We start from the raw sequence: 23,787 nt of genomic DNA on the forward strand, positions 1-23,787 counted from the left end.
CGGCGAGACCCGAACGCGTTACGCTGTCATCAGCTCGGCGAGCGAATCCAGCAGCGCCGGACTGGAGACGATCGATTCATGATCCGAGTCGGTGTACGAATGCGAAATTCTCGCCGTCCGCAGCTGACTCGACACTTCATCGATCACGGCTCTCTGCCGACCTTTCGACCACCAGCAATAGACAGGCGCCGCCACCGGCGGCAGCGAGCCGGCAAATCGCTCTGTCGCCAATCCGAGCGTCCTGCTCATCAGACAGGCTCGGGTCAAATCTTCCGCCTCCAGACCTGCATACTGACCCTGTGGACGAAGCAAGCCCGCTTTCATCAGAGAGCGGGTCCATTCGAGCAATGGCTGCTCGGAATCGAGCGGATCACAGATCTCGTCGGGAATCTGCAAATGCTCCCCGCTCGCCTCTCCGACCCTTCCGAGCAGATAGGCATGTCCTGCGCGCCAATCGCTGGACGCGACTTGTCGGGCGAGTCCGCTCGGCAATGGAGGATCGACCAAGCCCAGGAATTGAACCTCCTGTCCGATGCGCTCGAGCCTCTCCGCGATGAGAGGCGCGAGTATGCCCCCCAACGACCAGCCGAGGAGATAGTAAGGCCCTTCGCTTTGAATCGATCGCATGAGCCCGACATAATCGTCCGCCATCGTGTCGAGCGAGACGTCTCGATGATCTGGATCGACGAGCGTTCTGCAAGAAATTCCATATACGGAGCGCGCGCCGCTCAACGATTTTGCCAATGACGAATATCCTAGGGCGGTGCCGAGCGCCGAATGGATGCAGAAGAGAGGCTCCCGCTCGGAGACGCGTCGGTTGAGCAGCATCGTCGAATTCGGACGCGCCGATACGGAGTGAATCGTGGGCTTGCTGATCATGTCGCGCAAGGTGAGCGTCAGGCCTGGGATGCGCGATCGAGCCGAGGTCACGACGCGCAACGCCGAGATGGAGTGTCCGCCGAGCTCGAAGAAGTTATCGTTTCGTCCGACGCGGGTGACGCCGAGCGTCTCGGCCCAGATGGCGGCGAGCGCCTCTTCGACGTCGCCCTGCGGCGGCTCATAGCCGCGATCGCTCACGAACTCCGCCGCCGGCAGCGCCTTGCGATCGATCTTGCCGTTCGCGTTCAGCGGCAGGCTCTCCAGCACGACGAGCGCGCCCGGCGTCATATGATCCGGCAGCGTCTCGCGCAGCCGCGCGCGCAGCGCCGCGGCGTCGATCGCACGCCCGGCCGCCGCCGATACATAACCGACGAGCCGCGCGCCCGCAGGACCGGCCTGCGCGACCACGGCCGCCTCGCGCACCTCCGGCTGCGCCAGCAGCTGCGCCTCGATCTCCCCCGGCTCGATGCGGAACCCCCGCACCTTCACCTGATGGTCGATCCGCCCGAGATATTCCAGCGCGCCCTCGCTGTTCCAGCGCGCCAGATCGCCGGTGCGATACAGCCGCCCGCCATGATCGTCGAACGGATCGGCGACAAACCGCTCCGCGCTCAGCGCCGGACGATTCGAGTAGCCGCGCGCCAGCAATTCTCCGCCGATATAGAGCTCCCCCGCGACGCCCGCCGGAGCGGGAGCCAGCGCCGCGTCCAGCACATGGACCTGCGTCTCCGCGATCGGCCGGCCGATCGGAACCCGGCTGCCGCCATCGTCGCGGCAACGCCATCGCGTGACATGGATCGTCGTCTCGGTCGGACCATACAGATTCTCCAGGCTCGCTCCCTTCAAGCGCCGCAGGGCGTCCCGCTGCGTCGCCGCCGGCATGGCTTCGCCGCCGCAGATCACATGGCGCAGACGCGTCTCGACCTCAACGCCGTCATGCGCCAGAAACGCCTGCAGCATCGCCGGCACGAAGTTCAACGTCGTGATCTCGTGCCGGCGGATCAGCTCGACGATCCGCTCGGGATCGCGGTGATCTCCCGGATTCGCCGCCACCAGGCGCGCCCCCGAAGTCAACGGCCAGAAGATTTCCCACACCGACACGTCGAAGCCGAAAGGCGCCTTGTGCAGAACCGCATCGTCGCCCGTGAGCCCATAGGCGTGCTGCATCCAGTTCATGCAGCTCGCCAGCGACCGATGCCGGATCGCCGCGCCCTTGGGGCGTCCGGTGGAGCCGGAGGTGTAGATCACATAGGCGAGGCTCTCGGCATGAACGGCGACCGAAGGATCGAGATCGGATTCGTCGTCGAGAGCGAGCCGGTCGAGCTCCAGCGTCGTCAGACGCTCCGCGAAAGCAAGACGCTCCTTCACCCCGCTCTGCGTCAGCAGCAGGGCGATCCCGCTGTCCTGCGCCATATAGGCCAGCCGATCCGCCGGATAGTCCGGATCCAGCGGCACATAGGCTCCGCCCGCCTTCAGAACCGCCAGCAGGCCCGCCACCATGTCCAGCGAACGCTCCACCGCGACGCCGACCAGCGCATCCGGCTTCACGCCCAATGCGATCAGACGATGCGCCAGCCGGTTGGCGCGCGCGTTCAGCTCGCCATAGGAGAGCGATGCGCCGTCGAACGTCAGCGCGGTCGCGTCGGGGCGGCTGCGCGCCTGTCGCTCGAACAGCCGCTGCACGGGCTCCACATCGGCGAAACGCAGATCATTCGCGCCCCACCGCCGCAACTGCGCCCGCTCTGCTGCGCCGAGCACTGCAATGTCGACAACCGGTCGCTTCGATCCCTGCTCGAGAGCGTCGACAACGCCATCGATCGCCGCCTTCATGTATTCGCAGACTTGGGAAGCATCGACCGAAGCGCTGACATGCGCCACCAGCTCGAATCCTCGGCCGAGGTCGTTCACGGATATACCGAGAGGATAATTGGTGCGTTCTTCACTCTTTATGACCTCGACGCCTTCCCATGCTTCATCGGCCGCTTCATCGGCCTGCTGCTCGCTGTGGCGATAATTCAACAGCGTCGAGAACAAAGGCGCATCGTTCGGCAAACCACTGCAACGCTGCGCCAGTGAGAGACTGGCGTGTTCGTGATGTATCAGGTCGGTCAGCATCGCATGAGTTCGGCGAAGGCACTGCTCGACGTCAAATCTCTTCAATTCCACGCGGAGCGGCAGCGTGTTGATGAACATGCCGAGGGTCCGATCGCCGCCCGCGCCGCTCTGCATGCGGCCGAACAGCACCGTGCCGAACACGACGTCGTCTCTCCCCACCAATTTTCCCAGCACCAGCGCCCATGCCAAATGGAAAAGGCTCGCAGAACTCACTCCGTGGCGTTGCGCCTTTCGGCGTATTCGCGCAGCCGAGGCCATTGTCAACGGCAGCCGCGCCTCTGCGACGTCACTGCCGTCGCCTCGCACGTCGAGCAGATCGAAAGGCGCCGTCGTCTCCGCCACATCACCCAGCATCTTGCGGAAGAACCCTTCGTGCTCGGTCGTGCTCATGCTCGATCGAGCCCTCGCCACAAAATCCCGGAACGGCGACGGCTTCGGCAACAGCTCTTCCTTACCGAGCTGATCAGGGCGACTTCCTCGATCAATCGCTTCACGGTGGTGTTGTCGTCCACCATATGGTGACCCAGCAGCCTGAGCAGCCAGCGCCCATTGGCGCCATCCCCGACCCCCACGGCGTGAAACATCGGGGCGCGACGCACATCGATCCGGAAGCGCCGGGGATCTGCGAACAGAGCCAGCCGCTCGCCGGCGTCGCTACCGGCCGTGTCTTCATCGGCGAGCCAATGCACCTGCATTTCCGCGCGCCGGTAGACCACTTGCACGGGCGTGGTCAGATTCTCCCAAAGCACGGCCGTACGCAAGATATCGTGACGTCCGACCACTCGATTGAAGCAAGCGACGAAGCGATCCAATCGTTCCTTGCTGTCGAACATCAATGTATGCGCCGTCACATAAGCATCGCCTTCGCCGTGAAGCAGATGGTGGAACAGCATCCCTTCCTGAAGCGGCGTCAACGGGTAGATGTCTTGAATATTCGCCGCGCCGCCGGGCACACTCGCCTCGATGTGACGAATCTCTTCGGCGTCGAGATCGAGCAGCGTCAACATGCTCGGCTCGATAGCCGCGCAATCCGCGGGAATGAGATTGGGGGGCGCGATCGTTTCGTCCGGCGCCGAACTCTCGGCTACCGCCTGCGCGAAAAGGGCCAGCGTCGGCTGCTGAAACAAGGCGCGCACATGCGTCCGCCAGCCTTGCATCCGCATGCGCTCCAGCAAGCGCAACGCTAGCAGGGAATGCCCGCCGAGCTCGAAGAAATTATCGTTCCTGCCGACGCGCTCGACGCCGAGCGTCTCCGCCCAGATCGCCGCCAGAGCTTCTTCGACCTCGCCCTGCGGCGCCTCATAGCCGCGATCGCTCACGGCCTCCGCCGCCGGCAGCGCCTTGCGATCGATCTTGCCGTTCGCATTCAGCGGCAGGCTCTCAAGCACCACGATGGCGCTCGGCGTCATATAGTCGGGCAGCGTCTCGCGCAGCCGATCACGCAGCGCCGAGGGGTCGATCGTTCGTCCTGACGTCGCCGATACATAAGCCGCCAGCCGCGAGCCCACAGGACTTGCCTGCGCAATCACCACCGCCTCGCGCACATCCGATTGTGCGAGCAGCTGCGCCTCGATCTCGCCCAGCTCGATGCGGAAGCCTCGCACCTTCACCTGATGATCGATACGGCCGAGATATTCCAGCTCGCCGTCGCTATTCCAGCGCGCCAGATCGCCGGTGCGATACAGCCGCCCGCCATGATCGTCGAACGGATCGGCGACAAACCGCTCCGCGCTCAGCGTGGGCCGATTCAGATAACTGCGCGCCAGACCGTCCCCGGCCACATACAACTCGCCCGCAACGCCGATCGGCGCAAGATGTAACGAGCCGTCCAGCACTCTCAGTCCGAGGTCCGGAATGGCCACGCCGACAGGGCTACGGCGCCCTTGCAGGTCCTTCGCCGTGATCGGTCGGTAGGTGACATGCACCGTGGTCTCGGTGATCCCATACATGTTGATCAATCGCGGCCGTTCATCGCCCCAGCGCTCGATCCACGGACGCAAGCGTTCCGGATCGAGCGCCTCCCCGCCGAAGATCACGGCCCGCAGAGCCAGCGACTCGTCATATGGCCCGATCGCATTCATCAATTGACCGAACGCCGAAGGCGTCTGGTTGAGCACGGTCACTCCATGCCGGCGCAACAGTCGCAGAAAATCCTCCGGCGAGCGGCTCACCCAATAGGGCGCCACGACCAGATGCCCGCCCGTGCATAGCGCTCCGAATATCTCCCACACAGAGAAGTCGAAAGCGTAGGAGTGGAACATCGTCCACACGTCGCGCACGCCGAACTGGAACCAGGCGTCGGTCGCAGAGAGCAACCGGGCGACATTGCGGTGGCAAAGCTGGGCGCCCTTGGGGCGTCCGGTGGAGCCGGAGGTGTAGATCACATAGGCGAGGCTCTCGGCATGAACGGCGACCGAAGGATCGAGATCGGATTCGTCGTCGAGAGCGAGCCGGTCGAGCTCCAGCGTCGTCAGACGCTCCGCGAAAGCAAGACGCTCCTTCACCCCGCTCTGCGTCAGCAGCAGGGCGATCCCGCTGTCCTGCGCCATATAGGCCAGCCGATCCGCCGGATAGTCCGGATCCAGCGGCACATAGGCTCCGCCCGCCTTCAGAACCGCCAGCAGGCCCGCCACCATGTCCAGCGAACGCTCCACCGCGACGCCGACCAGCGCATCCGGCTTCACGCCCAATGCGATCAGACGATGCGCCAGCCGGTTGGCGCGCGCGTTCAGCTCGCCATAAGAAAGCGATGCGCCGTCGAACGTCAGCGCGATCGCGTCGGGGCGGCTGCGCGCCTGTCGCTCGAACAGCCGCTGCACGGGCTCCACATCGGCGAAACGCAGATCATTCGCGCCCCACCGCCGCAACTGCGCCCGCTCCGCTGCGCCGAGAAGATCGACATCGCCGACCGCCTGCTCCGGCCGCTCCGCCAACGCCTCCAGCAGCGCCATGTAATGACCCGCCATCCGCTCGATCGTCGTCGCATCGAACAGCTCCCGCGCATAGATGAACGTCACGCTCAAACCGCCGTCCGCATCCTCGACGCTGTCCACCGCCAGCTCGAATTGCGCGCCCTGATCCCCGAGCGCGAGCTCCGTCAATCGCAATCCCGGCAGATCCCGCAGCGCCCGCCGATCCTGCCGCTGGTGATTGAACATCACCTGGAACAGAGGATTGGTTCCCAGATTGCGTTCCGGCTGCAGAGCCTCCACCAATTGCTCGAACGGCAAGTCCTGATGCGCCTGAGCGCCCAACGCCGCTTCCCGCGTCCGCCGCAACAGCTGCGTAAGGCTCTGCCGGGGCTCGACGACATTGCGCAGCACCTGCGTGTTCACGAAGAAGCCCACGACGCCCTCCGTCTCCGCCCGATGACGATTGGCGATCGGCACGCCGACGCGGATATCGCTCTCGCCGGCGTAGCGATGCAGCAGCGCCTGCAGGCTCGCCAGCAACGCCATGAACAAGGTCGCTTCTTCCGCCTGCGCACGGCGCTGCAGAGCGCCGACGAGACGCGCCGGCGCCTCGACGGCGTAACGCCCCGCGCGATAGCTTCCTTCCGCCTTGCGTGGATGGTCCGTCGGCAATTGCAGCACGGGATGCTCGTCGCCGAGCCGCCCCCGCCAATAGGAGAGCTGCCGCTCCTTCTCGCCCGCCTCGAGCCAGTTGCGCTGCCACGCCGCATAATCGGCATATTGGATCGGCAGAGGCTCCAGCGCCGGCGCTTCGCCGCGCAGCCGCGCCCGATATTGGGCGACGAACTCCTCGACGATGATCTGCATCGACCAGCCGTCGGAGACGATGTGGTGCATCACCACCACCAGCACATGCTCTTCGCGGGCGGTCCTGATCAGCGCCACCCGCAGCAGAGGGCCCTGCGTCAGATCGAAAGGGAGGTCGCCGATCGCCTGCGCCTGCTCGCGCATGCGGGCCTCGCGCTCGGCGTCGCCGAGCCCGCAGAGATCGATCAGCGGCGCGTCGATCGGCATCGCGGCGAGAATATGCTGCTCCACGCGGCCGTCCGCATCCGCCCGGAACACCGTGCGAAGCGACTCGTGACGCTCCACCAGCGCGGCGAAACTCGCCCGCAGCGCCGGGACATCGAGCGCCCCCTCGAGCCGAAGAGCCCCGCTGATGTGATACGCCGTGCTCGAAGAATCAAGTCGCCACAAAAACCATTGGCGCGCCTGCGCGTAGGACGCCGAAAGCGGCCGGGTTCCATGCGCTCTCTGCAACTTCGGCTGCGTCGACTCTTCCCCTTCCTTCGCCGATGCTTCGTCCACGAGCCGCGCCATACCGGCGAGCGTCTTCCCTGCGAACAGCTGCTTGGGCAGCATATGAACGCCGTGCTTGCGCGCTCGCGCCACGAGCTTCAACGCAAGAATCGAATCGCCCCCCAGAACGAAGAAATCATCGTTCCGACCGGCACGCTCGACGCCGAACACTTCGGCCCAAACGCCGGCCAGCGCTTCCTCCACCCTACCCTGCGGCGCCTCATAGCCCTTTGCCCCACGATCGGCCGGCGCCGGCAGAGCTTTGCGATCGACCTTTCCATTGACGGTCAGCGGCAGCGCATCCAGCGCCATGATCGCGCCCGGCATCATGTAATCGGGCAGCGTTCGGGCGAGCGATTCGCGCACACGCTCTACATCGATCCGTTCACCTGGACGCGCCACCACATAAGCATCGAGCCGATGGCGGCCGTCGTCATCCTGCGTTGCGACGACCTCGGCCTCCGCAATTCCCCGCTGCTGCCGCAAGGCGTGCGCGACTTCCCGCAATTCCACACGGTAGCCTCGAATTTTCACCTGATCGTCGACGCGGCCGAGAAATTCCAGGCTGCCGTCTTTCAGCGCCTTGACGCGATCGCCCGTGCGATATAACCGCCCGCCTGTTTGAAAAGGGGCGGCGATGAACCGATCGGCCGTTTGCGCCGCTCGCGACTGATAGCCGCGCGCCAAACCGACGCCACCCAGATACAGCTCACCCGCGACCCCGTGTGGAGCCGGATCGAGCTCGGCGTCGAGCACATATGCATCGCAGTTCGCGAGAGGCTTTCCCACCGGCAATGAATCGGCCAGTCGCGCTGCGTTGCTTGCTTCCTGGGTGAGTATGCCGACAGTTGTTTCGGTCGGGCCATAGTGATTGAGAACCGCACATGCGGGCTTGAGCGCGGCTATCCGTTCGAATAACGGCCAGCGCGTCGCTTCGCCTCCGACCACCAGTCGAGTGGTCGGCAGCACGTCGGCGGGCGCATTTGCATTCATGAGCGCTTGCAGATGACTGGGCACGATCTTGAGCACATCGATACGCCGATCCGCCATGAATTGCGCAAAGGCGTCGGGATCGAAAGCGCGATCCTGCGAAACGAGGTGCAAAGTGCGTCCGCTGCACAAGGCGCCGAACAGGCTCGTGTTGCCCAAATCCGCCGCCACGGTCGACGCCATGGCGACTTCCGTCGCGCGTTCGGGGAGATTCATTTGCTCGAGAACCGCCTGCACATAATTGGCGAGCGCTTCGCGAGTGACGACCACACCTTTGGGCTTTCCCGTGGAGCCGGAGGTGTAAACGACATATGCCGCCTGATCCGGATGCGGACTGTCTCGCAAAATGCGCCGGCCATTCGTCTCTTCGTCGAACGCTAATCGAATGATCGGCGCCGGGATCGTCCATGCCGGCGATTTCGTGCACAAGAGAGCGCGAACGCCGCTATCTTCGGCCTGAAAGGCGAGGCGTTCCGTGGGCAGTTGCGGATCCAGCGGCACGTAGGCGGCTCCTGCCTTGAGCGCCGCGAGCACGCCCAGCACGAATTCACACGAGCGCTCTGCTAGAATACCCACTCGCGCTTCCAGGCCGATATCACGATCCGTCAATTCCGCTGCGAGCCTATCGGACTGAGCGTCGAGCTCCTCGTAGCTATAGGTGTGACGTTCATCGCGAACAGCGGTTCGGCTCCCGAAGCGACGAACAGACGCGATCCACAAGCCCAACACATCGGCATTATCGAATGCTCGCCGGTCGCCTGGCAGACAGGAGGATTTCTCCCCGAGATCCAATTCGCTCAATTTGGATCCGGGGCGCTCGACAACCTGCTTCGCCAATATTTCGAACATATGTGCGAAGCGCTGGATCGAATCACGATCGAACAGCCCCTGCGGATAGGCGAATATCGCTTCGACGCCATCGGCGCCATCGACAAAGTCGAGACTGAGATCAAAATGGGCGTCCCCCGCTGAAAAGTCTTCGACCTGGATTTCGAGGCCGGGCAGTTCCCAATCGGCCGGCACATCATCTTGTTGCGTGCATTTCACCTGGAACAGCGGATTCACATTCGGCTGGCGCTCGGGCTGCAGCGCTTCCACCAACAGATCGAAAGGAAGATCCGGGTAACTATGGGCGTCCAGAACTGCTTTTCGCACATCGCCGAGCAGGTCGGAAAAAATTCGGAACGTCTCCACGCGGGTTCGCAATACCAGAACATTGGTCAAGCACGCGACCATGCCGCGAACTTCGGCGCGTGCGCGATTGGCAATCGGAACCCCGACGCGGATATCGCTCTGCCCGCTGAGGCGGCGCAACAACAGCATGAATAGCGCGAGCATGACCATGAACAGAGAGGCGTCGTGCTCTTTGGCCAAGACCGCGAGTCCTGCGCTCGTCCCCGCGGACAATCTGAAATGATGGCGGCCTTCTTTTCTTTCGGGCGACGATCCTCGCGCCCTGTCGAAGGGTAGTTCCAACACAGGATGGTCATCGCCGAGCCGGGCGCGCCAGTAAGCCAATTGTCGTTCTTTCTCGCCCGCCTCGAACCAATTACGTTGCCAAACGACATAATCCGCGAATTGGACCGGCAGCGGCTGCAGCCTTTCCACTTTCGGATCACATTCGATTTGATACAGATGAAGAAGCTCCTCGAGCAATATGCGAGCGGATACGCCGTCGCCCGCAATATGGTGAAGAACGATACCCAAGACATGGTCACTTTCACCGAGCTTCCACAACACGGTTCGCACGGGTGGCTCTGCATCGAGTATGAATGGAGCTTGTGCGAAGCGATGCTGCAGCCGGCGCAGCTCTTCGAAGCGAAGCTGCTCGGGGACCCGACCCAAATCCACGACTTCAGCGCCGATAGCGCTCGGCGACATGACCACCTGAACCGGATCGCCGTCGGCGCCGGCCCGTAAGACGGTGTGCAAAGTCTCGTGCCGTTCGATGAGAGCCCGCACCGCGGACAGCAATGCGCTTACGTTCAGCGATCCTTTGAAACGCAATGCGCCGGGCAAATTGTAGGCCGGGCTCGTCGGGTCCAGCTTCCAGGTCAACCACAGACTGCGCTGGGCGTAGGAGATCGGAATCGGATCGCCCCTGTCCGCTCTCACGATGGGAAGCTCGGCGAAACTCAGCCCGGCTTCGCGAAGCTTCTTTAAGAAATTGCATCGTGCGTCAGGGGTAAGCGCAGCGAAGCGGCGAGCGAGACGCTGATCATCACGTTCCATCAGTCAAACCTCGAATTCGCTCATAAGGCTATCGATCCGCGCCAGCCGGTCGCTGCGCGAGGCGGCGGTGGTCGACCACGATGGCGGGAGTTCGGCGGCGCATTCATGCAGCACCGGCGTCTCGAACAGGAGCCGAACGGAGACCTCGCAGGCGTGACGGATCGCCAGAAGCGCGACGACCTGCGACGCGAGCAAGGAGTGTCCGCCGAGCTCGAAGAAGTTATCGTTTCGTCCGACGCGGGTGACGCCGAGCGTCTCGGCCCAGATGGCGGCGAGCGCCTCTTCGACGTCGCCCTGCGGCGGCTCATAGCCGCGATCGCTCACGAACTCCGCCGCCGGCAGCGCCTTGCGATCGATCTTGCCGTTCGCGTTCAGCGGCAGGCTCTCCAGCACGACGAGCGCGCCCGGCGTCATATGATCCGGCAGCGTCTCGCGCAGCCGCGCGCGCAGCGCCGCGGCGTCGATCGCACGCCCGGCCGCCGCCGATACATAACCGACGAGCCGCGCGCCCGCAGGACCGGCCTGCGCGACCACGGCCGCCTCGCGCACCTCCGGCTGCGCCAGCAGCTGCGCCTCGATCTCCCCCAGCTCGATGCGGAACCCCCGCACCTTCACCTGATGGTCGATCCGCCCGAGATATTCCAGCGCGCCCTCGCTGTTCCAGCGCGCCAGATCGCCGGTGCGATACAGCCGCCCGCCATGATCGTCGAACGGATCGGCGACAAACCGCTCCGCGCTCAGCGCCGGACGATTCGAGTAGCCGCGCGCCAGCAATTCTCCGCCGATATAGAGCTCCCCCGCGACGCCCGCCGGAGCGGGAGCCAGCGCCGCGTCCAGCACATGGACCTGCGTCTCCGCGATCGGCCGGCCGATCGGAACCCGGCTGCCGCCATCGTCGCGGCAACGCCATCGCGTGACATGGATCGTCGTCTCGGTCGGACCATACAGATTCTCCAGGCTCGCTCCCTTCAAGCGCCGCAGGGCGTCCCGCTGCGTCGCCGCCGGCATGGCTTCGCCGCCGCAGATCACATGGCGCAGACGCGTCTCGACCTCAACGCCGTCATGCGCCAGAAACGCCTGCAGCATCGCCGGCACGAAGTTCAACGTCGTGATCTCGTGCCGGCGGATCAGCTCGACGATCCGCTCGGGATCGCGGTGATCTCCCGGATTCGCCGCCACCAGGCGCGCCCCCGAAGTCAACGGCCAGAAGATTTCCCACACCGACACGTCGAAGCCGAAAGGCGCCTTGTGCAGAACCGCATCGTCGCCCGTGAGCCCATAGGCGTGCTGCATCCAGTTCATGCAGCTCGCCAGCGACCGATGCCGGATCGCCGCGCCCTTGGGGCGTCCGGTGGAGCCGGAGGTGTAGATCACATAGGCGAGGCTCTCGGCATGAACGGCGACCGAAGGATCGAGATCGGATTCGTCGTCGAGGGCGAGCCGGTCGAGCTCCAGCGTCGTCAGCCGATCCGCGAAAGCAAGACGCTCCTTCACCCCGCTCTGCGTCAGCAGCAGGGCGATCCCGCTGTCCTGCGCCATATAGGCCAGCCGATCCGCCGGATAGTCCGGATCCAGCGGCACATAGGCTCCGCCCGCCTTCAGAACCGCCAGCAGGCCCGCCACCATGTCCAGCGAACGCTCCACCGCGACGCCGACCAGCGCATCCGGCTTCACGCCCAATGCGATCAGACGATGCGCCAGCCGGTTGGCGCGCGCGTTCAGCTCGCCATAAGAAAGCGATGCGCCGTCGAACGTCAGCGCGATCGCGTCGGGGCGGCTGCGCGCCTGTCGCTCGAACAGCCGCTGCACGGGCTCCACATCGGCGAAACGCAGATCATTCGCGCCCCACCGCCGCAATTGCGCCCGCTCCGCTGCGCCGAGAAGATCGACATCGCCGACCGCCTGCTCCGGCCGCTCCGCCAACGCCTCCAGCAGCGCCATGTAATGACCCGCCATCCGCTCGATCGTCGTCGCATCGAACAGCTCCCGCGCATAGATGAACGTCACGCTCAAACCGCCGTCCGCATCCTCGACGCTGTCCACCGCCAGCTCGAATTGCGCGCCCTGATCCCCGAGCGCGAGCTCCGTCAATCGCAATCCCGGCAGATCCCGCAGCGCCCGCCGATCCTGCCGCTGGTGATTGAACATCACCTGGAACAGAGGATTGGTTCCCAGATTGCGTTCCGGCTGCAGAGCCTCCACCAATTGCTCGAACGGCAAGTCCTGATGCGCCTGAGCGCCCAACGCCGCTTCCCGCGTCCGCCGCAACAGCTGCGTGAGGCTCTGCCGGGGCTCGACGACATTGCGCAGCACCTGCGTGTTCACGAAGAAGCCCACGACGCCCTCCGTCTCCGCCCGATGACGATTGGCGATCGGCACGCCGACGCGGATATCGCTCTCGCCGGCGTAGCGATGCAGCAGCGCCTGCAGGCTCGCCAGCAACGCCATGAACAAGGTCGCTTCTTCCGCCTGCGCACGGCGCTGCAGAGCGCCGACGAGACGCGCCGGCGCCTCGACGGCGTAACGCCCCGCGCGATAGCTTCCTTCCGCCTTGCGTGGATGGTCCGTCGGCAATTGCAGCACGGGATGCTCGTCGCCGAGCCGCCCCCGCCAATAGGAGAGCTGCCGCTCCTTCTCGCCCGCCTCGAGCCAGTTGCGCTGCCACGCCGCATAATCGGCATATTGGATCGGCAGAGGCTCCAGCGCCGGCGCTTCGCCGCGCAGCCGCGCCCGATATTGGGCGACGAACTCCTCGACGATGATCTGCATCGACCAGCCGTCGGAGACGATGTGGTGCATCACCACCACCAGCACATGCTCTTCGCGGGCGGTCCTGATCAGCGCCACCCGCAGCAGAGGGCCCTGCGTCAGATCGAAAGGGAGGTCGCCGATCGCCTGCGCCTGCTCGCGCATGCGGGCCTCGCGCTCGGCGTCGCCGAGCCCGCAGAGATCGATCAGCGGCGCGTCGATCGGCATCGCGGCGAGAATATGCTGCTCCACGCGGCCGTCCGCATCCGCCCGGAACACCGTGCGAAGCGACTCGTGACGCTCCACCAGCGCGGCGAAACTCGCCCGCAGCGCCGGGACATCGAGCGCCCCCTCGAGCCGAAGAGCCCCGCTGATGTGATACGCCGTGCTCGAAGAATCAAGTCGCCACAAAAACCATTGCCGAAGCTGAGAATAGGACGGCGTCTCTCCCCTACCGGCGCAAGCAGGCCGCGGAACGATCGGCAACTGCGATAGCGCCACACCTTCGCTACGCATCTTGGCGTAGAAAGCGCATCTGTTTTCGGCAGAAGCCGAGCCAAACCGCTCCATCAAACGAACAGCCACCGAGCGATCCATCAAGAATTCTCCAACACGCTCAAGAATGTGTCCAGGCGTTCCAGCGTGTGGTCACTCACGTGACCGCCTCGTTCATCGACGCTCGACGAAAATCGCTCGAAGGTTGGCGATGAAATCAGAACATTGATCGGAACGTCCTGGCGTAGAACGCTTTGAATCCGGGCAATCACCTGCATAGCGCTCAGCGAGTGCCCGCCCAATTCGAAGAAATTGTCATCAAGCCCGACACGATCCACATTCAGAACCTGCCGCCAGATATCCGCCAGACGCATCTGCGTTTCGGTGACTGGCGCCCGAAAGGCTCTGCTGTCCGACGAAAATTCGGGGGCAGGCAGCGCTCGCCGATCGACCTTTCCATTCGCATTCGTGGGCAGGGCGTCGAGCCGCATCCAAATAGTGGGGACCATATAGTCGGGCAGCCGATGCTCCATATACGCACGCAACTCGACGAATAAATCCTCGACATGTTCGGATGAAGACACGGGCACGACATGAGCGACGAGTCGTTGCCCTCGCGCCGTATCCACGCAAGCGGTGACGACCGCGTTCTGCACGTCGCCATGCTGAACGAGCAGTGCTTCGACCTCTCCGAGCTCGATCCGGTGTCCTCGAATTTTGACTTGGCTATCCGAGCGCCCCAAGTAATGGAACACTCCGTCGAATCCTTGCCGAACGATATCGCCGGTGCGATACATCCGAGCCCCCTCGACACCCGAAAACAGATCGGCGACAAATCGCTCGGCGGTGAGGTCCGGACGCTGCAGATATCCTTGTCCGACGCCTATTCCGGCCACATAGAGATCACCTGGAACGCCAGCAGGAACCGGATCGAGATTATCGTCGAGCACGCAAAGATGAATATTGTCTACCGCCCGGCCAATGGGAAATGTTCCGTCGGTCCAGGATTCCGTTGCGTCGAGCGCTTCGCCGGGAAACTTCATTTGCAGAGCCACGTCATCGGCGCATTCCGCTGGACCATAAGCATTCACCAGGATCGTCTGCCGATAGCGATCGTGCCAAACCTGTACATGCGCCAGCTTTGCCGCCTCTCCCGTCACCAAGGTCACACGCAGCTTCGGCAATGAGATAGGGGCGGCCTCCATCATCGCCTGCATCATCGATGGCACGCACTCGAACACCGTGACTCCGCGCTCCTCTAGGAGACCGAGGAGCGCGATCGGATCACGCGTCACGATCGTCGGAACGATTTCGACACACGCCCCACAAAGCAGGCCGCACAGCAGCTGCCATACGGAAATATCGAAACTCTGCAGAGCCGTCTGCGCGATGACGTCGTCGCAGCCCAGCGAGAACAGATCGATCTTGCTGAGTTGATTGTTGAGCATTCCCCTGCTCGTCACCACAGCGCCCTTGGGCTCGCCGGTCGAGCCGGACGTGAAAATCACATAAGTCGGAAGATCCGGATGAACGGGAATGACAGGCAGTCTTCCACTGGACATATCGCGTGCGAGCGAAAAATCGATGATGCGGGGCGTAGCGAAGGTCGCGGGCAGCGACGACAGCACGAGGTTCAACATCGCCGCGCAGCCGGGTCCTACGACGATGACCTGTGCGTCGGAGGAAGCGACGACTTGCGCCAGCCTCTGGACTGGCATGTCCACATCGACGGCCAAATATGCGGCGCCCGCTTTGAAGCATCCGACCACGATCTCCAAGAAGCCGATACTCCGCTCCGCAAACACGAGCGCCGTCCGGCCGGGCGTCACATCCGCATCCAGCAGCAGTCGCGCGATCCGGTTGGTCGACGCGTCGAGCGCTTCGTAAGTAATGGAAAGGCTTCCACACCGAGCCGCGATACGGCCAGCGTGGATCGCCACCTGCCGCTGAAACAGTCCGACAAATCCCAATTCGAATGGCTGCGCGCGATCCGGCCCTCGGCCGCTGGCAATCAAGGAGAGCTGCTCCGAATCTGGCAGCGCGCGAACTGCATCGAGAGTGGCGGCGGGAGCGCTGATGAGTTGCTCCACGATATGTCGAAAGCTCCTCAACAGCTGTTCGGCGACCACAGCGTCGAAAAATCGCTCGTCATAGGTGATCTGCAACAGCATTTCATTCTCGGGAACGACCACGACGGTGATCGGATAGTTGGTATGAGTGCGCGAGCTGGCGTCATGGACAGACCATTGTTTCGCCCTTGCGATGAGCGATACGTCCACGGGAGCATTTTCAAAGACGAATAGACTATCGAACAGCGACTGATCATGCGGCATGCCGGTCAGCCCGTGCACTTCGACCAAGGGCAAATATGCGAACTCCCTCGCCTCCAGATTCTGGGACAGCATCGCGCGCAGCCATTCGGCCACGTTTGTCGCAGAGCCGGGATCAGGCAGCTGCACACGCAAAGGAATAGTGTTGATGAACAAGCCAATCGTCCGGTGCAGCTCGGGCAGTTCTGCGGGACGACCGGCGACGGTGACGCCGAACAACACCTCCCGAAGTCCCGAGTAGCGTGCGAGAACCAACGCCCAGGCGCCTTGGACGAGCGTGTTCGGCGTAATCCGCTCGCGCTTCGAAACAGCGTTCAACTGCCGCGTCTGCTCCGCCGAGAGCGCGGTTCTGACATTGACCATTCTCGATCCGGCGGCGCCCGCCGGCGCCCGCCGATTGACAGGCAATGGCGTCACCTGATTGAAGCCGGCGAGGTTCTCACGCCAATAGCGAAGCGCGGCATCGCGGTCTTGGCGAAGCAGCCATGAGAGAAAATCTCGGTAAGGAGTCGACGGCGCAGGAGGTCGAGGCGGCTCGCTCGTCGCTATAAGTTTGTCATACTCGGATAGAACTTCTCCCATCAACAAACCCGAGCACCAAGCATCCATCAGCATGTGATGAAAGCTGAGCACCAGATGGAATTCGTGATCGGAGATTTGCGCCAGACGCAAACGTATGAGCGGAGCCCTGCTCATGTCGAAGCCGGTAGCGAGCTCCTCCTCCAAAATCTGCTCGATATGGGCGATTGCCGTCGATCGTTCGAGATGACGCAGGTCGAGGCCCTCCTTCGGTAGCGTCACGTTTCGATGAATGATTTGACACGGCGTTTCCATGCCTTGCCAAATGAATCCGGCGCGAAGCGCGGCGTGCTCCTGAAATGCGATATCCCAGCTTCGCCAAAGAGCATCGATGTCGAGAGCGCTATGAATGTCGAACCTGTCCTGCATCAGATACATGCCGGATTTCGGGTCGAGCAGCGTGTGCAGGAGCATGCCTTGCTGCATCGGCGTCAGCGGAAGAATGTCCTCGATCGATTCGACCGGAATTGCGAGCGCGTCGATCTCGGCCCGGCTGAGCTGCAAGAGCGGAGCGTTCGGCCGGCGTGGATTCGAGCGTTCATAGTTTTCGTTTGCTTTTTCCGCCCACGGCGCCAATTCCGCAACGGTCTGGCGTTCGAACATTTGGCGCGGCGCAATTTTCCATCCTGCCCGATGGAGTCTCGCCACGATCTGCAAGCTCAGAATAGAATCCCCGCCGAGCTCGAAGAAGTTATCGTTTCGTCCGACGCGGGTGACGCCGAGCGTCTCGGCCCAGATGGCGGCGAGCGCCTCTTCGACGTCGCCCTGCGGCGGCTCATAGCCGCGATCGCTCACGAACTCCGCCGCCGGCAGCGCCTTGCGATCGATCTTGCCGTTCGCGTTCAGCGGCAGGCTCTCCAGCACGACGAGCGCGCCCGGCGTCATATGATCCGGCAGCGTCTCGCGCAGCCGCGCGCGCAGCGCCGCGGCGTCGATCGCACGCCCGGCCGCCGCCGATACATAACCGACGAGCCGCGCGCCCGCAGGACCGGCCTGCGCGACCACGGCCGCCTCGCGCACCTCCGGCTGCGCCAGCAGCTGCGCCTCGATCTCCCCCAGCTCGATGCGGAACCCCCGCACCTTCACCTGATGGTCGATCCGCCCGAGATATTCCAGCGCGCCCTCGCTGTTCCAGCGCGCCAGATCGCCGGTGCGATACAGCCGCCCGCCATGATCGTCGAACGGATCGGCGACAAACCGCTCCGCGCTCAGCGCCGGACGATTCGAGTAGCCGCGCGCCAGCAATTCTCCGCCGATATAGAGCTCCCCCGCGACGCCCGCCGGAGCGGGAGCCAGCGCCGCGTCCAGCACATGGACCTGCGTCTCCGCGATCGGCCGGCCGATCGGAACCCGGCTGCCGCCATCGTCGCGGCAACGCCATCGCGTGACATGGATCGTCGTCTCGGTCGGACCATACAGATTCTCCAGGCTCGCTCCCTTCAAGCGCCGCAGGGCGTCCCGCTGCGTCGCCGCCGGCATGGCTTCGCCGCCGCAGATCACATGGCGCAGACGCGTCTCGACCTCAACGCCGTCATGCGCCAGAAACGCCTGCAGCATCGCCGGCACGAAGTTCAACGTCGTGATCTCGTGCCGGCGGATCAGCTCGACGATCCGCTCGGGATCGCGGTGATCTCCCGGATTCGCCGCCACCAGGCGCGCCCCCGAAGTCAACGGCCAGAAGATTTCCCACACCGACACGTCGAAGCCGAAAGGCGCCTTGTGCAGAACCGCATCGTCGCCCGTGAGCCCATAGGCGTGCTGCATCCAGTTCATGCAGCTCGCCAGCGACCGATGCCGGATCGCCGCGCCCTTGGGGCGTCCGGTGGAGCCGGAGGTGTAGATCACATAGGCGAGGCTCTCGGCATGAACGGCGACCGAAGGATCGAGATCGGATTCGTCGTCGAGGGCGAGCCGGTCGAGCTCCAGCGTCGTCAGCCGATCCGCGAAAGCAAGACGCTCCTTCACCCCGCTCTGCGTCAGCAGCAGGGCGATCCCGCTGTCCTGCGCCATATAGGCCAGCCGATCCGCCGGATAGTCCGGATCCAGCGGCACATAGGCTCCGCCCGCCTTCAGAACCGCCAGCAGGCCCGCCACCATGTCCAGCGAACGCTCCACCGCGACGCCGACCAGCGCATCCGGCTTCACGCCCAATGCGATCAGACGATGCGCCAGCCGGTTGGCGCGCGCGTTCAGCTCGCCATAAGAAAGCGATGCGCCGTCGAACGTCAGCGCGATCGCGTCGGGGCGGCTGCGCGCCTGTCGCTCGAACAGCCGCTGCACGGGCTCCACATCGGCGAAACGCAGATCATTCGCGCCCCACCGCCGCAATTGCGCCCGCTCCGCTGCGCCGAGAAGATCGACATCGCCGACCGCCTGCTCCGGCCGCTCCGCCAACGCCTCCAGCAGCGCCATGTAATGACCCGCCATCCGCTCGATCGTCGTCGCATCGAACAGCTCCCGCGCATAGATGAACGTCACGCTCAAACCGCCGTCCGCATCCTCGACGCTGTCCACCGCCAGCTCGAATTGCGCGCCCTGATCCCCGAGCGCGAGCTCCGTCAATCGCAATCCCGGCAGATCCCGCAGCGCCCGCCGATCCTGCCGCTGGTGATTGAACATCACCTGGAACAGAGGATTGGTTCCCAGATTGCGTTCCGGCTGCAGAGCCTCCACCAATTGCTCGAACGGCAAGTCCTGATGCGCCTGAGCGCCCAACGCCGCTTCCCGCGTCCGCCGCAACAGCTGCGTAAGGCTCTGCCGGGGCTCGACGACATTGCGCAGCACCTGCGTGTTCACGAAGAAGCCCACGACGCCCTCCGTCTCCGCCCGATGACGATTGGCGATCGGCACGCCGACGCGGATATCGCTCTCGCCGGCGTAGCGATGCAGCAGCGCCTGCAGGCTCGCCAGCAACGCCATGAACAAGGTCGCTTCTTCCGCCTGCGCACGGCGCTGCAGAGCGCCGACGAGACGCGCCGGCGCCTCGACGGCGTAACGCCCCGCGCGATAGCTTCCTTCCGCCTTGCGTGGATGGTCCGTCGGCAATTGCAGCACGGGATGCTCGTCGCCGAGCCGCCCCCGCCAATAGGAGAGCTGCCGCTCCTTCTCGCCCGCCTCGAGCCAGTTGCGCTGCCACGCCGCATAATCGGCATATTGGATCGGCAGAGGCTCCAGCGCCGGCGCTTCGCCGCGCAGCCGCGCCCGATATTGGGCGACGAACTCCTCGACGATGATCTGCATCGACCAGCCGTCGGAGACGATGTGGTGCATCACCACCACCAGCACATGCTCTTCGCGGGCGGTCCTGATCAGCGCCACCCGCAGCAGAGGGCCCTGCGTCAGATCGAAAGGGAGGTCGCCGATCGCCTGCGCCTGCTCGCGCATGCGGGCCTCGCGCTCGGCGTCGCCGAGCCCGCAGAGATCGATCAGCGGCGCGTCGATCGGCATCGCGGCGAGAATATGCTGCTCCACGCGGCCGTCCGCATCCGCCCGGAACACCGTGCGAAGCGACTCGTGACGCTCCACCAGCGCGGCGAAACTCGCCCGCAGCGCCGGGACATCGAGCGCCCCCTCGAGCCGAAGAGCCCCGCTGATGTGATACGCCGTGCTCGAAGAATCAAGTCGCCACAAAAACCATTGCCGAAGCTGAGAATAGGACGTCCCGCACGCTACCCCGAGCTCCTCGCCGCGAGGCAGAATCGGAAACTCGTCGATGGTGAAGCCCTGAGATCTGATCCGCTCGTATACTGCGTGACGCTGTTCCAGAGACAGGGTGACGAAGCGTTCCGCGATTCGACGGGCTGCCGCGCTTTCCATCATACGCCCTCCAGGCTATCGATGAAGCAATCGATTTCCAGCAGCGCTTCTTCGCCCGCCGCTACGCCCATCACATTCGCGCCTAGAGCCATTTCTCGCAGCGTGGAATATTCGAAGACATCACGAACGACCAAATTCGCTCGCATTCGTCTTCGCGCTCGGGTGACGAGCTGCACGGCCGAGAGCGAATCCCCGCCGAGCTCGAAGAAGTTATCGTTTCGTCCGACGCGGGTGACGCCGAGCGTCTCGGCCCAGATGGCGGCGAGCGCCTCTTCGACGTCGCCCTGCGGCGGCTCATAGCCGCGATCGCTCACGAACTCCGCCGCCGGCAGCGCCTTGCGATCGATCTTGCCGTTCGCGTTCAGCGGCAGGCTCTCCAGCACGACGAGCGCGCCCGGCGTCATATGATCCGGCAGCGTCTCGCGCAGCCGCGCGCGCAGCGCCGCGGCGTCGATCGCACGCCCGGCCGCCGCCGATACATAACCGACGAGCCGCGCGCCCGCAGGACCGGCCTGCGCGACCACGGCCGCCTCGCGCACCTCCGGCTGCGCCAGCAGCTGCGCCTCGATCTCCCCCAGCTCGATGCGGAACCCCCGCACCTTCACCTGATGGTCGATCCGCCCGAGATATTCCAGCGCGCCCTCGCTGTTCCAGCGCGCCAGATCGCCGGTGCGATACAGCCGCCCGCCATGATCGTCGAACGGATCGGCGACAAACCGCTCCGCGCTCAGCGCCGGACGATTCGAGTAGCCGCGCGCCAGCAATTCTCCGCCGATATAGAGCTCCCCCGCGACGCCCGCCGGAGCGGGAGCCAGCGCCGCGTCCAGCACATGGACCTGCGTCTCCGCGATCGGCCGGCCGATCGGAACCCGGCTGCCGCCATCGTCGCGGCAACGCCATCGCGTGACATGGATCGTCGTCTCGGTCGGACCATACAGATTCTCCAGGCTCGCTCCCTTCAAGCGCCGCAGGGCGTCCCGCTGCGTCGCCGCCGGCATGGCTTCGCCGCCGCAGATCACATGGCGCAGACGCGTCTCGACCTCAACGCCGTCATGCGCCAGAAACGCCTGCAGCATCGCCGGCACGAAGTTCAACGTCGTGATCTCGTGCCGGCGGATCAGCTCGACGATCCGCTCGGGATCGCGGTGATCTCCCGGATTCGCCGCCACCAGGCGCGCCCCCGAAGTCAACGGCCAGAAGATTTCCCACACCGACACGTCGAAGCCGAAAGGCGCCTTGTGCAGAACCGCATCGTCGCCCGTGAGCCCATAGGCGTGCTGCATCCAGTTCATGCAGCTCGCCAGCGACCGATGCCGGATCGCCGCGCCCTTGGGGCGTCCGGTGGAGCCGGAGGTGTAGATCACATAGGCGAGGCTCTCGGCATGAACGGCGACCGAAGGATCGAGATCGGATTCGTCGTCGAGGGCGAGCCGGTCGAGCTCCAGCGTCGTCAGCCGATCCGCGAAAGCAAGACGCTCCTTCACCCCGCTCTGCGTCAGCAGCAGGGCGATCCCGCTGTCCTGCGCCATATAGGCCAGCCGATCCGCCGGATAGTCCGGATCCAGCGGCACATAGGCTCCGCCCGCCTTCAGAACCGCCAGCAGGCCCGCCACCATGTCCAGCGAACGCTCCACCGCGACGCCGACCAGCGCATCCGGCTTCACGCCCAATGCGATCAGACGATGCGCCAGCCGGTTGGCGCGCGCGTTCAGCTCGCCATAAGAAAGCGATGCGCCGTCGAACGTCAGCGCGATCGCGTCGGGGCGGCTGCGCGCCTGTCGCTCGAACAGCCGCTGCACGGGCTCCACATCGGCGAAACGCAGATCATTCGCGCCCCACCGCCGCAATTGCGCCCGCTCCGCTGCGCCGAGAAGATCGACATCGCCGACCGCCTGCTCCGGCCGCTCCGCCAACGCCTCCAGCAGCGCCATGTAATGACCCGCCATCCGCTCGATCGTCGTCGCATCGAACAGCTCCCGCGCATAGGTGAACGTCACGCTCAAACCGCCGTCCGCATCCTCGCAGGTCTCCAAAGCGAGCTCGAACTGCGTGGCCGGCGCGTCGAAGTCCAATCGCTGCGCCGAAACGCCGGGCCAGGCCCGAAGCGCGCCGTCGTCGCGGCGAAGATGGTTGAACGCCACCTGAAACAGCGGGGTGTGGGCGACGCTGCGGACAGGCTGCAGAATCTCCACCAGCCGCTCGAACGGCAGGTCCTGATGCGCTTGGGCGCCGAAGGCGACGTCTCGCGTCCGGCGCAGCAAGTCGGCCAGCACGACACGTCCGTCGAGTTCGGCGCGCAGCACCTGCGTGTTCACGAAGAAGCCGACGACTCCGGCGACCTCCGCGCGATTGCGATTGCCGATCGGCACGCCGACGCGAATGTCGCTCTCGCCGGTATAGCGGAATAGCAGCGCCTGAAACGCCGCGAGCAGGCCGATGAACAGCGTGGCGCCGAACGACTGCGTTCTCTGGCGCAGCCTCGCCGCCAAGTCCTCATCTATCTCGACAGCGTGTGTCGCGGCGGCGTAACGGCCGTCCGTATTGCGTGGCCGATCGGTCGCGAGCACGAGCGCCGGAGCGTCATTGCTCAGCTGCGCCTTCCACCAGCCGAGCTGTCGCTCCCCTTCCGGACCGGCCAACCATTCGCGCTGCCAAGCCGCGTAATCGATATATCGGATGGGGGGGTCGGGGAGCCGCGGCGTCTCTTTCTGCAAATTCGCCCGATACAGCTCCGGCAGCTCGTCGAGGATGATCTGCGTGGACTGCGCATCCGAGACGATATGATGCATCACCACGATCAATCGATGCTCGTCCGTCTCGACACGAAGCAGCTCCGCGCGCATCAGCGGACCAGCGCCGAGATCGAACGGCGTCACGCGCAACTGCAGCGTCTCCTCGCATATGCGACGCTCGCGCGCCTCCGCATCGGCGCCGCTCAGGTCGACATAGGGAAGCGCCACCTCGCCTCGCGGCGAGATGATCTGCTCCACGTCGCCGTCATCCCCTTCTCGGAAGACGGTCCGCAACGACGCATGGCGGTCGACGAGAGCGTCGAGGCTGGCCCGGAGCGCCGCGGCGTCGAGCGGCCCGATCAAACGCAGTCCGCCGCTCAGATGATATGCCGCGCCGCCGGGATCGAGTTTCCAGAGAAACCACAAGCGCTGTTGCGCGAAAGAAAGCGGGCTGCGCTGCTCCTGCCGACAGCGTGGAATGACATGCGCCGCGGCGACGTCGCCCTCGCCTCGCAACCGCATCGCCAGCTTGACACGCTGGTCGGGACTGAGCCTCGCTCGACGTTCTGCGAGCTTATTCGTCTCGGGCATGAGTGCTTC

5 protein-coding genes are annotated in these 23,787 nt (G+C 64.6%); all 5 read right to left on the reverse strand.

Going from position 1 to position 23,787, the window contains the following annotated elements; all coding sequences use genetic code 11:
• Positions 1-18: 18 nt before the first annotated feature.
• The 5 genes from AC6IW9_RS07450 to AC6IW9_RS07470 are packed head-to-tail and all read right to left on the reverse strand — an operon-like array spanning position 19 to position 23,778.
• A complete protein-coding gene (locus AC6IW9_RS07450; protein WP_497770876.1) occupies positions 19-3,384 on the reverse strand; it encodes an amino acid adenylation domain-containing protein in 3,366 nt (1,121 codons plus the stop codon).
• Complete coding sequence (locus AC6IW9_RS07455; protein ID WP_497770879.1) at positions 3,381-10,487, reverse strand: amino acid adenylation domain-containing protein; 7,107 nt, start codon at positions 10,485-10,487, stop codon at positions 3,381-3,383. Before AC6IW9_RS07455 ends, AC6IW9_RS07450 begins: the two co-directional genes overlap by 4 nt.
• Before the next feature lie 3 nt (positions 10,488-10,490).
• Positions 10,491-13,832 carry an amino acid adenylation domain-containing protein gene (locus tag AC6IW9_RS07460; RefSeq protein ID WP_497772461.1) on the reverse strand — a complete coding sequence of 1,114 codons (3,342 nt, stop codon included), beginning with the start codon at positions 13,830-13,832 and terminating at the stop codon, positions 10,491-10,493.
• Positions 13,832-20,458, reverse strand: a complete 6,627-nt coding sequence (locus tag AC6IW9_RS07465; RefSeq protein WP_497770882.1) for an amino acid adenylation domain-containing protein — start codon at positions 20,456-20,458, stop codon at positions 13,832-13,834. Before AC6IW9_RS07465 ends, AC6IW9_RS07460 begins: the two co-directional genes overlap by 1 nt.
• Positions 20,455-23,778, reverse strand: coding sequence for an amino acid adenylation domain-containing protein (locus tag AC6IW9_RS07470; protein ID WP_497770884.1), 3,324 nt, complete (start codon positions 23,776-23,778; stop codon positions 20,455-20,457). The genes AC6IW9_RS07465 and AC6IW9_RS07470 overlap by 4 nt, the downstream gene beginning before the upstream one ends.
• Between the last annotated feature and the right edge of the window lie 9 nt (positions 23,779-23,787).

This window comes from Methylosinus sp. shoA (assembly GCF_059718125.1).

Excerpts from the sequence above, each read along its gene's own strand:
- AC6IW9_RS07470 (WP_497770884.1), bottom strand. The coding sequence starts at position 23,778 with ATGCCCGAGACGAATAAGCTCGCAGAACGTCGAGCGAGGCTCAGTCCC.
- AC6IW9_RS07465 (WP_497770882.1), bottom strand. The coding sequence starts at position 20,458 with ATGATGGAAAGCGCGGCAGCCCGTCGAATCGCGGAACGCTTCGTCACC.
- AC6IW9_RS07460 (WP_497772461.1), bottom strand. The coding sequence starts at position 13,832 with ATGGATCGCTCGGTGGCTGTTCGTTTGATGGAGCGGTTTGGCTCGGCT.
- AC6IW9_RS07455 (WP_497770879.1), bottom strand. The coding sequence starts at position 10,487 with ATGGAACGTGATGATCAGCGTCTCGCTCGCCGCTTCGCTGCGCTTACC.
- AC6IW9_RS07450 (WP_497770876.1), bottom strand. The coding sequence starts at position 3,384 with ATGAGCACGACCGAGCACGAAGGGTTCTTCCGCAAGATGCTGGGTGAT.